The organism is Streptomyces sp. ADI95-16, from assembly GCF_003721495.1.
Lineage (GTDB): Bacteria > Actinomycetota > Actinomycetes > Streptomycetales > Streptomycetaceae > Streptomyces > Streptomyces goshikiensis.
In genome coordinates, this window is record NZ_CP033581.1 from 4,666,075 (window position 1) to 4,680,928 (window position 14,854).

Genomic DNA, 14,854 nt, shown 5'->3' on the forward strand with positions numbered 1-14,854 from the left:
GTAGATCAAGTGTCCGTTTTGCGGCACCCCTGGACCCAGTCGGGGCAAGGGTCAACAGGGTGGACGTCCCTTCACCGGCTACGAGCTCCCGTAGTAATCGGGACGTTTGGGGAAGTCCGGGGACACGGGTTACCAAGGTTGGGCAAGCCCGGCATCCGCATCGGCGGAGCGCCGGGTCGCTTGTTGCCCCACACGTCCTTGTCCCCGGCCCCGGAGGTCACCACATGTTCGCGAAGCGCGTCAGCACCCGTCGTACCCGTACCGCCCTCGTCGCCACCGGTCTCGGTGTCACGCTGGCCCTCGGGGCGGGGACGACCGCCGCCTTCGCAGCCGAGGCTCCCGCTGCGGCCACCGCGAAGAAGGCCGAGAAGGCCAAGAAGTCGGCCCTGTGGGCCAAGCCGGTCGCCCGCTACACGCTCTCCGCCACCTTCGGCAAGGGCGGCACCATGTGGTCCCACAAGCACTCCGGCCAGGACTTCGCCGTCCCGGTCGGCACCCCGGTCCACGCCGCCAGCTCCGGTGTGATCGTCAAGGCCGGCCCCAACGGCGGCGGCGACGGCCCGGCGTACGGCAACGCCATCGTGATCAAGCACGCCAACAACACGTACTCCCAGTACGCGCACCTCTCGAAGATCAAGGTCAACATCGGCCAGAAGGTCGCGAAGAACCAGCTGATCGCCCTGTCCGGCAACACCGGCAACTCCAGCGGTCCGCACCTGCACTTCGAGATCCGCACCACGGCCAACTACGGCTCGGCCGTCAACCCGGTCTCCTTCCTGCGGGGCGTCGGCCTCTCCGTCTGATCGGCCGGTCAGCTGACCAGCCACGAGTGACTCGGCTTGACCGCCGAGTCCAGCTTTCCCTCCTGGTACGCGGCCACCTGCTCGTCCGACAGGGCGGCGTCGAAGACCCGCACCCGGTCCATGGACCCGGACCAGGAGCCGCTCCAGAGCCCGTGGTGGCGGGCCCGCCCCAGCTGGAACGGGCCGGGGCCCTGCCAGATCGCGGGAACCTGCTCGGCCTTGCCGGCCGGCTTCCCGTCCACGTAGAGCGCGATCGTCTTCTTCTCGGCGTCGTAGGTCGCCGTCAGCGTGGTCCGGTCCTTCTTCGGCGCCGGCCCGGCGGCGACGGTCACCGCGGTGGCCGCGGCCCCCTTGTCGCCCGTCTGTACGCGGAACATCCAGGTCAGCTTGCCGTTCACCTGGTCCCCGCCCAGCTCGAAGGTGAAGGACTCCCCGTCGCCCTGACTGACGGCGATACGGGAGGTCTTCTCGGCGAGGTTGTACAGGCGGGCCGTGACCGTGAAGCTCTTGGTCGTGTCCACGACCCGCTCCGCGGCCTGGGCGTACGACTTCGAGTTCCCCCGCATCTTCACCTCGTGCCGCCCGCCCAGCGGCACCACCGAGGCGTCCTCGCCCATCCGCAGGCCGATGCTGCCGCTCAGGTCGCGGATCACCGTCGGATCGCCCGCCACCAGCGCGGAGTTCTCCTCCGTCCCCGACGTGCCCGGCTTCGGCGAGCCCGAGGCGGACGTGTCCGGCTTGTCGTCCTCCCCCTTCGTGCCGTATCCGGAGACCAGCAGGAACGCGCCGCCGCCGGCCAGCAGCGCCAGTACGGTCACCGCGCCGCCCCACGCCCACATCCGCTTCCGGCGGCGTTCCTTCGCCGCGCGCTCGCTGAGGGCCTCCCAGTCCGGCTCCGTGGACGAGGGGCCGGACAGGGGGAAGGCCTCGGGGAAGGGCTCGGGGAAGGCCTCGGGAGCCGCTGCCGCGGCCGGCGGGTCCTGGTACGGGTTGGGTGCGCCCTGCCGGGGCGGGTCCTGGTACGGGTTCGGCCCGGCCGCCTGCGGGTAGCCGTACCCGCCGGCGCCCACGGGAGGCCCGGGCGGGTACCCGTAGCCGGGTACCGGCGGGCCGGACGGGTAGCCGTAGCCGCCGCTGCCGCCCTCGGGGGCGGGTTCGGGCTGCTCGTTGCTCGGGGGAGGAGTACCAAAGGACATGCCCGGATGCTAAAACACGCGGGAAGCCGAGCTTCCGGCAGCCACTGCCGCGCGGCCGCCACGGCGGCCGCCGGGACGGCCGCCGGCGCCGCAGCCCGTCATCCCGGCAGCTTGATGACGGGGAAGCTCCCCGTCGCCGTCGGCGCGTGCTCCGGCAGCCACAGCACCGCCACCGCCCCCGCCGCCTGGCCCTGGGACTCCCGGCCGCCGGGCGCCGCCACGTTGCGGAACGTCAGCCGGGCGCCCAGCACCCGCGCCTGCCCCTCCGCGATGGTCAGCCCGAGGCCGTGACCCACGCCCGCGCGGTCCGTCGACCCGGTGCGGAACCGGCTCGGCCCCTCGCGCAGCAGCGCCTCCGGGAAGCCCGGCCCGTGGTCCCGGACGCGGACGACCCGGCCCTCGATGTCGACCTGGACCGGCGCCTGCCCGTACCGGGCGGCGTTGGCCAGCAGGTTCCCGAGGATCCGCTCCAGCCGGCGCGGGTCGGTGCTGACGATCTCGTCCGCGACCACCCGTACCGTCGCCTCCGGCATCAGCGCGCTCACCCGGCGGGTCACGAACTCGCCGAGCGCCACCTCCTGGAGCTCCGCGCGCTCGGACGCGCTGTCCAGCCGGGCCACTTCCAGGACGTCCTCGACCAGCGCCCGCATCGCCTGCGCGCGGTCGCGCACCAGCTCGGTCGGCCGCCCCGGAGGCAGCAGTTCCGCCGCCGTGAGCAGCCCCGTCACCGGGGTCCGCAGCTCGTGCGCGATGTCCGCCGTCACCCGCCGCTCCGCCTCCAGGCGCTGCTGGAGGGCGTCGGCCATGGCGTCCACGGCCCGCGCGAGGTCGTCGGTCTCGTCCCGTACGACACCGCCGACCGCGTCCCGCACCCGGACGTCGGGATCCCCGTGGGCCACCCGCTGCGCGGCGGTCGCGGCCTTGCGCAGCCGACGCGAGATCTGCCCGCCGATGAGCACGCCGAGCGCCGAGCCGCCGATGATGACGGCGAGCGAGCCGATCACCAGGGCCCGGTCGAGGTCGCGCATCACCTTCGCGTTCTCGACGAACTTCGAGTGCAGCGTCAGGATCTGCCCGTTGCCGAGCGGGACGGCGGCCCACACCTCGGGCAGCCCCTTCGGGTTGTCCTGGACGAAAGTGCCGCGGCGCCCGGATTCGGCCGTCCTGCGCAGCTGGCCGGGGACCTTGGGGTCGTTGATCCCGGCGGTCGAGGGCAGCTGGCGGCCGGCCTCGGCGTAGCGGGAGAGGAACTGCACGCGTTCGAGCTGGGAGTCACGGGCGCTCTCCAGCATCGACACCCGGGCAGCGCTGTGCACCACCAGGCTCAGCGCGACCGCGATGAGGGCACCCACGGCGGCGATGGCGAGCGTGATCTTCCAGCGGATCCCGGTACGGAAGGTGACGCTCCTCATGCCTTCAGCTTGTATCCGAAGCCTCGGACCGTTTCGATCCGGTCCTGTCCGATCTTGGTGCGCAGCCGCTGGACGTGGACGTCCACGACACGGGTGTCGCCGCCCCAGTCGTAGTCCCAGACCCGCTCCAGCAGGCGGTCGCGCGACAGGACGGTGCCGGGCGCGGAGGAGAACTCCAGCAGCAGCCGCATCTCCGTGGGCGTCAGCGCGACCGGGGCACCGGCCTTGCGCACCTCCATGCCCTCGGTGTCGACCTCCAGCTCGCCGAAGGTGAGCACCCCGCGCTCCCCGTCCGCGTCGTCGTCGGCCCCGCCCCCGCCGTTCGGGCCGCCCGCGTGCCCGAAGCGGCGCAGCACGGCGCGGATCCGGGCGACGAGCACGGAGCCGTCGAAGGGCTTGGTGACGTAGTCGTCGGCGCCGGCCTCCAGGCCGAGCACGACGTCGATGGAGTCGGCGCGCGCCGACAGCATGATCACCGGGACGGTGGACTCGTCGCGGATCCGGCGGCACAGGCTGACGCCGTCCATGCCGGGGACCATCACGTCGAGCAGCGCGATGTCGGGCCGGTCGGCGCGGAAGGACTCCAGTCCGGACAGCCCGTCGGGCATGGCGGTGACGACGAACCCGTCGCGCTCCAGCGCCAGGGTCGTGGCTTCGCGGATGACGTCGTCGTCCTCCACAAACAGCACGTGGGTCTCGGCCATGCCCAGCCTCGCCTCGGTTCCTCGTCGGTTCTGTGTCGGTCAGTTCTTGAGCGTGACGGCCGGCGCGGGCTGGCCCCCGCCGTCCACGTTGCTGTACTCCGTGTATACGCGGTCCTGCTCGGTGAAGCGCTCCCCGCTCCAGCGGTACGTGATCACGTCCTCGCCGGAGGGATAGGCGACCGCGTCGGTCTTCGCGTAGACGGGCTTGGTGAGGACCAGGTCGCCCCGGTCGATCTCCGCGTAGACGGGTGGCTGCTCGTCCGAGAAGACATTCTCGTACCTGCCGCCCTCCGACCTGTACACGTACGAGCCGCGGCCGAGGGCGTCGGCGCAGGACAGCACATTGACGACGATGTCGACGGCCTCGCTCCCGGTGACCTTCCCGTAGCTGACGTCGACCGGATACTCCTTGCCCGTGCAGGGCTTGAGTTCCCGCTTGATGTCGGCGCTGACCTTGGGGTCCGCCTTGAGCAGCGCGATCGCGTCGACCTTCGTCGCCGGCCGCCCCGAGGGCGTCGCCGCCCGCGCGGACTGGCCGGAGGAGGCGTGGGGCTCGGGGGCGGGCGGCGAGCCCGTCCTGGACACGGAGTCGGTGTGGGCGGGCCCCTCGTCCTTCAGTCCCGTCCCGCCGCTGGAACAGCCGGCCGCGAACAGCACTGTGCCGACGAGGACGACCGTCCCCGCCGACATCAGCACCAGCGAACTTCTGCCGCTCAGACTTTGGCCAGTCAGGCCGCGCACCGCTCCCGCCCCTCGTAACGGCTGGTGTGGTCACCGCGTTCGAGCGCGCGCATGTCCAGGTCCCGGCTCTCCAGCTCCTGCCGGAGACGGGCCAGTGCGCGGTGCAGGGTGCTCTTCACGGTTCCCGCCGACATGCCGAGCGCCGCGGCCGTCTCCTCGGTGCTCATCTGCTCCCAGTGTCGCAGCACCACCACACTGCGCTGCTTGGGCGCGAGCACCTTGAGGATGTCCATCAGCAGGGCGCGGTCGGCGCGCTGGTCGGAGCCGTCCTCGACGGAGGCGTCCGGGAGCTGCTCGGTGGGGACCTCTTCGAGCTTGCGGGCGCGCCACCACTCGGTACGGGTGTTGATCATGACCCGGCGCAGGTAGGCGTCGGCGAGGGACTTGTCGGCGATGCCGTCCCAGCGTCCGTAGGTGCGCACCAGGGCCGTCTGCAGGAGGTCCTGGGCGTCGGTGGGGTCCGGGACGAGGCGCCGCGCGCTGCGCAGCAGCGCATCCTGCCGAGTGCGTACGTAGTCCTCGAATTCGAGTACCTCGCCGTGCGCCATCTCAGACCGCCTCCGTTCCGTCCAACCGCTCATCCGCTGTCTTGCGGACTTGAAGTTACGGAGGCGTTGTCACGGAGCTGTGCGGGTGAGCCTTCGGAGGACGCACGGACAGCCATAGGTTGTGTAACAGTGCCGTGAGCTGGGGTTTCACCCACACAACCGGAATGGTTGAGTCATGAACGTATCAGCTCTGCGGAAGCCGGTACATACCCTGCGCGAGCGGCTCCACCAGCCCGTCCGAGACCAGCCCGTCCAGCGCCCGGGCCCGCTGGACGGGCTCGTCCCAGACGGTGTCGAGCACCGCCTGCGGAACCGGCCCGACCGCTTCCCGCAACACGGCGAGCAGCTTCCCGCGCACCTGCCGGTCCGTCCCCGCGTACGTCTGACCGCGCCGCGGCGGCCCGTCGTGAGCCGGCTTGCCCGCCAGCCGCCACGCGCACAGCCCGGCCACCGGGCAGCGCGCGCAGTCCGGGGACTTGGCCGTGCACACCAGGGCGCCCAGCTCCATGGAGGCCGCCGCCCAGCGCGCCGCGGTCTCCTCGTCCTCGGGCAGCAGCGCCCGGGCCAGGCGCCGTTCGGCGGCCGTGGTGGCGTTCGGCGGGTACTCGACTCCGGTGGCGGTACGGGCGAACACCCGCCGGACGTTGGTGTCGAGCACCGCGTGCCGCTGCCCGTAGGCGAAGGAGGCCACGGCGGCGGCCGTGTACTCGCCGATGCCGGGCAGGGAGAGCAACTGGGCGTGGTCCCGGGGGACGTCGCCGCCGTGCCGTTCCGTTATCGCGACGGCCGCCCCGTGCAGGCGCAGCGCCCGGCGAGGGTAGCCGAGCCGCCCCCAGGCCCGTACGGCCTCGCCGGGGGCCTCGGCGGCCAGGTCGGCGGGCCGGGGCCACCGGGCGAGCCACTGCTCGTACACCGGGAGCACCCGGCTGACCGGGGTCTGCTGGAGCATGAACTCGCTGACCATGACCCCCCAGGGGCCGGCCTCGGGGCGGCGCCAGGGCAGGTCGCGGGCGTGCTCGTCGAACCACGCGATCACGGGGGAGTGCAGCGCGTGGGAGACGTCGGGGGTGACCGTCGTGACGGGGACGGTGGCGTGGGCGGTGGCGGGGGGTACGGGGGTCGCAGTCATGGCAGACGGCATCCTGACATGTTTTGGGGCCGCGCCGCCGGTCCCGGACCGGTGAACCAGACGGCGGCGCGGCCGCCGCCCGCCCGCGCGGCGGCGGTGATCGTACTGATCGGACCGGCGAGCCCGAGGACGAACACCGCGGCCAGCGCCCCGCCCAGCAGCAGGCCGAGCGTCACGTCGTGCGGGTAGTGCACCCCGACGAACACGCGGGAGAAGGCCATCAGCAGCGCGAGCGGCACCGTCAGCAGCGCGAGCCGGCGGACGGCCAGGGCCAGCGCGACGGCGGCGGCGCCGGCGATCGCGGAGTGGTTGCTGGGGAACGACCAGTCCCCGAAGGCGGGGCACGGCACCAGCGGGACGGCCGCCCCGGCGACGGCCCGGCAGGGGCGCTCCTCGTCCACCACGGACTTCAGGGCCTCGGAGGCGACGTACGCGACGGCGGTGGCCAGCGGCGCGAGGACGGCGAGTGCGACGGCGCGGGGGCTCTCCTGCCGGCGGGAGCGCCACCACACGGCTATGAAGAGGAGACCGAAGGCGAACAGCCCGAAGGTCGTCCACGCCTCGAACAGCGACTGCACCCATCCGGGTGTGGAGTGCGCGAAGTCGGTGATGTCGAGATAAAGGCGGGAACTGTCCATGGTCACCGAGCGTACTGATGTCCGATGAGGTGCCGCATGCGGCTCTTGGCCGATTCCTGGCGGTCCGGTGTCCTCCCGCAGGATGATCATCGGCAAAACAAGCCGGATGTGCGGCATGGGGGGCGCGGATCGTGCCCCGGACTCTCGTAAGGTTCCGTTCGTGGGATCTCTGCGCAATCCGGTCGGGCCGCTCCCCTCCTCCATCTACTGGCGACGGAGGGCTGTGCTGGCTTCCGTCGTCGCGCTGCTCGCGCTCCTCGCCGTATGGACCGTCAGTTCCGGCGGGGGCAGGTCGAGTACGAACGGCAAGGGCGGCTCCGGCCGCGACCCGGTCAAGTCCATCACCCCGGGGCCGTCCGGTACGGGCCCGGCGATCAGCCAGGCCCCGGGCGGGCGCGGCGAGCCGAGCCCGGGCGCGGGCACCGGCGCGGGGACCGGAGCGGGCACCGGAGCGGGCACCGGCAAGAACGGCGAACCGGGCGGCGGTTCGACCACCGACCCGGGCACGGGCGGCGACGGCGCCGCCGATTCCGGGGACGCCTCGTCACCGGGCCGCCAGCTCCCGGCCGACTCCCCCCTGCCGACGTGCGCGCCGGCCTCCCTGCAGTGGGAGGTCAAGAGCGTGAAGAACGAGTACGAGGCGAACGAGAAGCCCCGGCTGGAACTGATCGCCCGCAACACCTCGGTCACGACCTGCAAGGTCGACCTCGGCCCGAAGCAGGCGGTCCTGACGATCCTCCAGGCGACGGGCAGCAAGGCCGTCTGGTCCTCGTCGGACTGCCCGACGGGCGCGGGGAACGTCTTCTTCCGGGTACCGGGGCAGGGCGAGACGAAGCACTCCCTGGAATGGGACCGCAAGCCGAGCGCGGCCTCCCAGTGCCAGTCGCCTCCGGCGGACGCGGTGACCCCCGACACGTACGTGGTCGAGGTCAAGTCCCCCGGCATGCCGGTGGCCCGCACCTCGTTCGTCCTCAAGCAGGACTGACCCGGGGGCCGGCCCCCGGGTTACCCCTCCCGCCCCGCAGGACTAGACGTAGCGTTCCAGGATCGAGGATTCCGCCAGGCGGGACAGGCCCTCGCGGACGCTGCGCGCACGGGCCTCGCCGACGCCGTCGACGGTCTGCAGGTCGTCCACCGACGCCGCCAGCAGCTTCTGCAGGCCCCCGAAGTGCTCCACCAGCCGCTCGATGATGGCCCCCGGCAGCCTCGGCACCTTCGCCAGCAGCCGGTAGCCCCGCGGGGACACCGCCGAGTCCAGGGTCTCCGGCGAACCCGTGTACCCCAGCGCCTTCGCGACGATGCCCAGTTCCAGCAGTTCCGGATGCGTCAGCGCGTCCAGAGCCGGCAGCGCCTCGTCCACCGTCCGCGACCGCTTCGCCGTCGGCTCCGGCACGTAGTCCCGGATGACCAGCTCGCGTTCCTGCTCGATGCCCACCGTCAGCTCGTCCAGCTGGAGGGAGAGCAGCCGCCCGTCCGTGCCCAGCTCGACCACGTACTCCGCGATCTCCGTCGCGATCCGGCGAACCATTTCCAGCCGCTGCGCGACCGCCGTCACGTCGCGCACCGTGACCAGGTCCTCGATCTCCAGCGCGGACAGCGTCCCCGCGACCTCGTCGAGCCGCAGCTTGTACCGTTCCAGCGTCGCGAGCGCCTGGTTGGCCCGGGACAGGATCGCCCCCGACTCCTCCAGCACGCGCCGCTCCCCGTCCACGTACAGCGCGATCAGCCGCATCGACTGGGAGACCGAGACGACGGGGAACCCGCACTGCTTCGAGACCCGGTCGGCGGTCCGGTGCCGCGTGCCCGTCTCCTCCGTCGGGATCGACGCGTCGGGGACGAGCTGCACCCCCGCCCGCAGGATCTTGGTGATGTCCTTGTCCAGGATCAGCGCGCCGTCGAGCTTGCACAGCTCGCGCAGCCGGGTCGCGGTGAACTCCACGTCCAGCACGAAACCGCCGGTGCACATCGCCTCGACGGACTTGTCCATCCCGAGGACGATCAGCCCGCCGGTGTTGCCGCGAACGATCCGTTCCAGGCCGTCACGCAGCGGCTGACCAGGTGCGACCGCGCTCAGCGAGGCACGCATCATGGCCTCCTGCTTGGAGCTCGCTCCCGACTTGCCGGATGCTGCTGCCCCGTCCTTGGCTGCCACTGCACTCCTCCGGTCGCGGGTTGCGCCGCCTGCGTACGGCCGGGCGGACCAGCACAAAGTCTACCGGCGCGCGCTGCGGCCCCGCCGTTGCTTGGGCGGCAAGGCCCCGGCGGGACCCCGTAGGGACCCTCTGACCAGCGACTGCGCCCTCAGTTCGGGTCCCGCTCGGGGGCCTTGGCACGCGAACGCCCGCGCGGCAGCGCCCGTAGCGCGTCACCCATGTCAGCGACCTCGGTCACCTTCATCCCCGCCGGCACCTTGCCCGGATCCACCGGCACCAGCGCGTGCGTGAACCCCAGCCGGTGCGCCTCCGCGAGCCGCCGCTGTACGCCCGTCACCCGCCGCACCTCGCCCGCCAGGCCGACCTCCCCGATCGCGACCAGGTTCTTCGGCAGCGGGACGTCGCTCGCGGCCGAGGCCAGCGCGAGCGCGATCGCCAGGTCGGCCGCCGGCTCGGTCAGCTTCACCCCGCCCACGGTCGCGCTGTAGATGTCCCGCTTGCCGAGCGCGGTGATCCGGCCGCGCTGCTCCAGCACCGCCAGCATCATCGAGACCCGCGAGGTCTCCAGCCCGGAGGTGGTCCGCCGGGGCGAGGGGATCTGCGAATCCACCGTCAGCGCCTGCACCTCCGCGACCAGCGGACGCTTCCCCTCCAGCGTCACCGTCAGACAGGTGCCCGGCACCGCCTCGGCGCGCCGGGTCAGGAACAGCCCGCTCGGGTCGGCGAGCCCGGTGATCCCCTCGTCGTGGAGCTCGAAGCAGCCGACCTCGTCCGTCGCGCCGTACCGGTTCTTCACGCCGCGCACCAGGCGCAGCCGCGCGTGCCGGTCGCCCTCGAAGCTCAGCACGACATCCACCAGGTGCTCCAGCAGCCGGGGACCGGCGATCGCCCCGTCCTTGGTGACGTGGCCGACCAGGAGCGTGGCCATCCCGCGTTCCTTGGAGGCCCGGATCAGCGCCCCGGCGACCTCCCGCACCTGGGCCATGCCGCCCGGCGCCCCGTCGATCTCGGGGGAGGCCACCGTCTGTACGGAGTCCAGGACCAGCAGCGAGGGCTTCACCGCGTCGAGGTGTCCCAGCACCGCCGACAGGTCGGTCTCGGCGGCGAGGTAGAGGTGATCGCTCAGCGCGTTGATCCGGTCGGCCCGCAGCCGCACCTGGCTCGCCGACTCCTCACCCGTCACGTACAGGGTGCGGTGCGCGTCGCTGGCCGCCTTCGCCGCCACGTCCAGCAGCAGCGTCGACTTGCCGACGCCGGGCTCGCCCGCGAGCAGCACGACGGCCCCGGGCACGAGCCCGCCGCCGAGCACCCGGTCCAGCTCGTCCACACCGGTGCTGCGCGCGGTCGCGGTCCGGCCGTCGACCTGCGCGATCGGGAGCGCGGGCGCGGACACCCGCCCGGCCGCGGTGGTCCGTACGGCGGGCGCGCCGCCCATCTCCTCCACCGTCCCCCAGGCCTGGCACTCGGGGCAGCGCCCGAGCCACTTGGCGGTGGTGTACCCGCACTCGGTACAGCGGTAGGACGGCCGGTCCTTGGCGGATGAACGAGATGTACGGGCAGCCATGCGCCCCACCGTAGCCGCCCCCACCGACAGCCCGGCCGGGGCCGTGACCCCGGCGGGGGGCGGGGCGTCAGGGCGGGCGTCAGCGGGGGCCCGATCTGTTCACCCGTAAGGGCTAAAAGTGCTGAAGGCTTCCGGGCCGTCAGGCGCGTGCGCCCTACGGTCACCCACGTGAGCAGCAGCAACCAGCAACACCCCGCCCCGCGCACCGGCGCACACCGGGCGCACGGGCGCACCTCCTCCGGGGCGGCCGCGGAGGAGCGGCCCCCGCCGCCGTTCCGGCACGAGCCCTACCTGGACGGCCTGTTCACGTACTGCCTGTCGGTCCTGTGCGATCACGACACCGCCACGGACGTGCTCGGCGACGTCCTGGCCGTGGCCGAGCGGTACCCCGGCCGGTGTCCCGACGAGAGCGACCGGCGGGCCTGGCTGTACGCCCTCGCGCGCTGGGCCTGCCTGCGCCGGCTCGCCGAACAGAGGCGCACCCGGCTGGGAGCGCATTCCGCCCGGCGCGCGCCGGAGCGCAAGGGGCGCGGGCGCACACCCGCCCAGCCGGCCCGGGCGGCGGGGCAGCATGCCACAACGGTCCCGCAGGACTCGCACGCCTCGTACTCCTCACACGCCACACAGGCCGCACATGCCCCGGCCGACGGCCCCGACGACCTCGACGGCCCCGACGCATACGCCTACCGCCGCACCGAACTCGCCCGCCTCGCCTGGCCCGAGGCCGCCGGAACCACCCCCGAGCAGCGCGAGGCCCTCGAACTCGCCGTCCGCCACCGCCTCGGCGTCCCCGAACTCGCCGCCGTCCTCGGCACCCCCCGGACCACCGCCCGCGAACTGCTGTCCGGCGCCGCCTGCGAGGTCGAGCGCACCCGCGCCGCCCTCGCCGTGGTCGAGACCGCCGGCTGCCCCACCGTGTCCCGGCTCACCGCCGAGGGCGGCGACGGACAGGTCCTGCTGTCCGCCACCCTGCGCGCCGAACTCGTCCGGCACGTCGACGACTGCCCGCGCTGCCGCCGCGTCGCCGAGCGCGTCGGGGCCGCCGCGCCGTGGCCCGGCTCCGGCGGCACCAACACCACCGCGCTCCCGCTGGTCCCCGCCCCGCGCACCGCCGTCCACGCGGCGATGCTGCGCTCCGGCCGGGGCCGCGGCCGGGGGCCGGGCCCCCGCTTCGACCGGACCGGCTTCCCGATGGACCCCAAGGACCGCGCGGCCCGCCGCGACCGGATCCGGGCCCGGGCCGTGACCACCACCGTCGTCGCCACCGTCGTCGCCGCGCCCGTCCTGGCGCTCTGGGCGGCCTACCGGGGCGTCCCCGCCACCGGGGAATCCGTCGGGGTCGACGCCGCGACGCGGATCTCCGCGAGCGACGCGCAGATCCCGCCGACCGCCCCCGGGCGGCCCTTCGCCGCGTACGAGAACGCCGGGAACACCGTCCGCACCCCCGGCCGGCCCGCCTTCGTCACGGGCAGCGCCGAACCGGACGTCTCCGTCGAGGTGATCAGCGCCGGCCCGCCGGCCACCCCCGAGAGCAGCGGCCCGGGCGCCCCCGGCCGGCTCACCGTCACCGCGTACTCGCGCGGCGCCGTCACCTGGCTCACCCTCATCGCGTCCGGCGGCGCCCCGGTGGACTGGCGGCTCTGGTCCGACGCCCCGTGGCTGCGCGCCAGCGCCACCGCGGGCACGCTGGCCCCAGGAGAATCGGTCACCCTGCGCATCACCGTCGACCCGGACGGCCAGCCCGACGGCGCCTGGAGCGCGCGCGTCGGTGTCGACCCCGGCGCCGCCGTGGTCTCCGTCAAGGGGCGCGGACGCCCGGCGCCGAAGCCCGATCCGACCCCCACGCCGACACCGACCCCCACGCCGGCCGACACGGGCGGCCCGGCGCCCACGCCGACACGGCCGCCCGACCCGACCCCGACGCCCACGCCCACCCCGACCCCGGACCCGCCAGGAGGAACGGTTTCCCCCGGGCCGGAGGGACCGACCGAAGCGCCGGCCCCGAGCGCGTAGCGCTCCCGAGGCCGGCAGGGTTCAGGGCCTGCCTTTCGGATCAGGCCGGATCAGGGGATCAGGGAGCGGGGCCTAGGCCACCGGCGGGTCGGCCGGGTGCGGGGCCATCGGCAGCAGGGAGGCCAGCCGCGCCTCGCACAGCTTCACCAGCGCCTCGTACCCCTCCTTGCCCATCAGCTCCGTCAGCTCGGGGCGGTACGTCACGTACACCGGGTCACCGGCGCCGTGCGCCGAGGTGGCCGACGTGCACCACCAGTGCAGGTCGTGGCCGCCCGGACCCCAGCCGCGCCGGTCGTACTCGCCGATCGACACCTGGAGCACCCGGGTGTCGTCGGGCCGGTCGATCCATTCGTACGTACGCCGGACCGGCAGCTGCCAGCAGACGTCCGGCTTGGTCTCCAGCGGCTCGCGGCCCTCGCGCAGCGCCAGGATGTGCAGCGAGCAGCCGGCCCCGGCGGGGAAACCGGGCCGGTTCTGGAAGATGCACGACCCCTCCCAGCGGCGGGTCTGCCGCTCGCCGTCGTCGTCCTTCTGCACCCAGCCCGAATCGGTGCCCACGTCGTGGAACTGCCACAGCTCGGGCGTCAGCCGCGCCACGTTTTCCGCGACGCGCTTCTCGTCGTCCTCGTCGGAGAAGTGCGCGCCGAGCGTGCAGCAGCCGTCATCCGCCCGGCCGGCCTGGATGCCCTGGCAGCCGCTGCCGAAGATGCACGTCCAGCGGGAGGTCAGCCAGGTGAGGTCGCAGCGGAAGACCTGCTCGTCGTCCGCGGGGTCGGGGAACTCCACCCAGGCCCTCGGGAAGTCGATCCCCTTCTCGTCGGCCATGATCTTGACCTTCTTCGGGCTCTTGGACTTGTTGGCCTTCTTCGTATGTGGCACAAACCCAAGCCTAAGCGCCCCTTACGCCACCCATACTCCCGGCGCACAGTAGCGTTTCCCCGTATGAGACTCGGTGTCCTTGATGTGGGTTCGAACACGGTCCACCTGCTGGTGGTGGACGCACACCCCGGCGCGCGCCCGCTGCCGGCGCACTCGCACAAGGTGGAGCTGCGGCTGGCGGAGCTGCTCGACGAGCACGGCGCGGTCAGCCCCGAGGGCATAGACCGTCTCGTCGCGGTCATCGCGGACGCGGCGCAGGCCGCGGAGGACAAGGGGTGCGAGGACGTCCTCCCCTTCGCGACCAGCGCCGTGCGCGAGGCCACCAACGCGGACGAGGTGCTGGCGCGGGTCAGGGCCGAGACCGGCATCGACCTGCCGATCCTGAGCGGCCCCGACGAGGCCCGCCTCACGTTCCTCGCGGTCCGCCGGTGGTTCGGGTGGTCGGCGGGGAAGCTGCTGGTCCTGGACATCGGCGGCGGCTCGCTGGAGATCGCGTACGGCATCGACGAGGAGCCGTACGCGGCCGCGTCGCTGCCGCTGGGCGCCGGGCGCCTCACCTCGGGCTGGCTGCCGGGCGACCCGCCGCAGGCCTCGGACGTACGGGCGCTGCGGCGGCACGTACGGGCGCAGATCGCGCGCACCGTCGGCGAGTTCAGCCGGTTCGGGGCGCCGGACCACGTGGTGGCGACGTCGAAGACGTTCAAGCAGCTGGCCCGGATCGCGGGCGCGGCCCGGTCGGCGGACGGCCTGTACGTCCAGCGGGACCTGACCCGCAAGTCCCTGGAGGAGTGGGTCCCGCGCCTGGCGGCGATGACGACCGCCGAGCGGGCGGCGCTGCCCGGCGTCTCGGAGGGCCGCGCGTCCCAGCTCCTGGCCGGGGCGCTCGTCGCGGAGGGCGCGATGGACCTGCTCGGCGTGGAAGAACTCGAAATCTGCCCCTGGGCGCTGCGCGAGGGCGTCATCCTGCGCCGCCTGGACCACCTCCCCACCTGACCGGACGGACCGCGGCCGCCGCTGCCCCGGTGTGCCGTGGCCGCCGCGTACGCCCGGCGCGGCCGCGGCCGCCGCGTACCG

General features: G+C 73.5%; 14 protein-coding genes. 4 read left to right on the top strand and 10 right to left on the bottom strand.

All coding sequences use genetic code 11. The features are described 5' to 3' along the window. Window positions 1-224 precede the first annotated feature (224 nt). Window positions 225-803 carry a M23 family metallopeptidase gene (locus EES41_RS20715; protein WP_123079837.1) on the top strand — a complete coding sequence of 193 codons (579 nt, stop codon included), beginning with the start codon at window positions 225-227 and terminating at the stop codon, window positions 801-803. An 8-nt stretch (window positions 804-811) separates the two neighbouring features. On the opposite strand, the gene EES41_RS20720 is transcribed toward EES41_RS20715, so the two are convergent. The 7 genes from EES41_RS20720 to EES41_RS20750 all read right to left on the bottom strand — a co-directional run bounded on the left by EES41_RS20720 (window position 812) and on the right by EES41_RS20750 (window position 7,171). Continuing rightward, window positions 812-1,999, bottom strand: coding sequence for a LamG domain-containing protein (locus tag EES41_RS20720; RefSeq protein ID WP_123079838.1), 1,188 nt, complete (start codon window positions 1,997-1,999; stop codon window positions 812-814). Window positions 2,000-2,097: 98 nt separating this feature from the next. Next, window positions 2,098-3,411 carry a two-component system sensor histidine kinase CseC gene (gene cseC, locus EES41_RS20725; RefSeq protein ID WP_123079839.1) on the bottom strand — a complete coding sequence of 438 codons (1,314 nt, stop codon included), beginning with the start codon at window positions 3,409-3,411 and terminating at the stop codon, window positions 2,098-2,100. Then, window positions 3,408-4,115 carry a two-component system response regulator CseB gene (cseB, locus tag EES41_RS20730; protein WP_008743305.1) on the bottom strand — a complete coding sequence of 236 codons (708 nt, stop codon included), beginning with the start codon at window positions 4,113-4,115 and terminating at the stop codon, window positions 3,408-3,410. The genes cseC and cseB overlap by 4 nt, the downstream gene beginning before the upstream one ends. A gap of 39 nt (window positions 4,116-4,154) precedes the next feature. Next, a complete protein-coding gene (locus tag EES41_RS20735; RefSeq protein ID WP_123082599.1) occupies window positions 4,155-4,805 on the bottom strand; it encodes a hypothetical protein in 651 nt (216 codons plus the stop codon). Between the two features lie 38 nt (window positions 4,806-4,843). Continuing rightward, window positions 4,844-5,404: a SigE family RNA polymerase sigma factor gene (locus tag EES41_RS20740; RefSeq protein ID WP_037794920.1), complete on the bottom strand. Its 561-nt coding sequence runs from the start codon at window positions 5,402-5,404 to the stop codon at window positions 4,844-4,846. A gap of 184 nt (window positions 5,405-5,588) precedes the next feature. Next, window positions 5,589-6,533, bottom strand: coding sequence for an A/G-specific adenine glycosylase (locus tag EES41_RS20745; protein WP_123079840.1), 945 nt, complete (start codon window positions 6,531-6,533; stop codon window positions 5,589-5,591). Then, entirely contained in the window at window positions 6,530-7,171 is a 642-nt protein-coding gene (locus EES41_RS20750; RefSeq protein WP_250569330.1) for a phosphatase PAP2 family protein, read from the bottom strand. The genes EES41_RS20745 and EES41_RS20750 overlap by 4 nt, the downstream gene beginning before the upstream one ends. Window positions 7,172-7,394: 223 nt before the next feature. On the opposite strand from EES41_RS20750, the gene EES41_RS20755 reads away from it, so the two are divergent. After that, window positions 7,395-8,156: a hypothetical protein gene (locus EES41_RS20755; RefSeq protein WP_367995779.1), complete on the top strand. Its 762-nt coding sequence runs from the start codon at window positions 7,395-7,397 to the stop codon at window positions 8,154-8,156. A 42-nt stretch (window positions 8,157-8,198) separates the two neighbouring features. On the opposite strand, the gene disA is transcribed toward EES41_RS20755, so the two are convergent. Continuing rightward, window positions 8,199-9,323: a DNA integrity scanning diadenylate cyclase DisA gene (gene disA, locus EES41_RS20760; RefSeq protein WP_123079843.1), complete on the bottom strand. Its 1,125-nt coding sequence runs from the start codon at window positions 9,321-9,323 to the stop codon at window positions 8,199-8,201. A 149-nt stretch (window positions 9,324-9,472) separates the two neighbouring features. Then, window positions 9,473-10,888 carry a DNA repair protein RadA gene (gene radA / locus EES41_RS20765; RefSeq protein WP_008743312.1) on the bottom strand — a complete coding sequence of 472 codons (1,416 nt, stop codon included), beginning with the start codon at window positions 10,886-10,888 and terminating at the stop codon, window positions 9,473-9,475. A gap of 168 nt (window positions 10,889-11,056) precedes the next feature. Here radA and EES41_RS20770 point away from each other — a divergent pair, with 168 nt between their 5' ends. Further along, the gene (locus tag EES41_RS20770; RefSeq protein ID WP_123079844.1) at window positions 11,057-12,901 is read left to right on the top strand and encodes a sigma-70 family RNA polymerase sigma factor; all 1,845 of its coding nucleotides are present in this window, start codon (window positions 11,057-11,059) and stop codon (window positions 12,899-12,901) included. 72 nt (window positions 12,902-12,973) lie between these two features. Here EES41_RS20770 and EES41_RS20775 read toward each other — a convergent pair whose 3' ends face one another. Further along, window positions 12,974-13,780, bottom strand: a complete 807-nt coding sequence (locus EES41_RS20775) for a hypothetical protein (RefSeq protein WP_008743314.1) — start codon at window positions 13,778-13,780, stop codon at window positions 12,974-12,976. Between the two features lie 63 nt (window positions 13,781-13,843). Here EES41_RS20775 and EES41_RS20780 point away from each other — a divergent pair, with 63 nt between their 5' ends. Further along, on the top strand, window positions 13,844-14,773 hold the full coding sequence (locus tag EES41_RS20780) for a Ppx/GppA phosphatase family protein (protein ID WP_123079845.1): 930 nt from the start codon (window positions 13,844-13,846) through the stop codon (window positions 14,771-14,773). The last annotated feature ends 81 nt before the right edge of the window (window positions 14,774-14,854 follow it).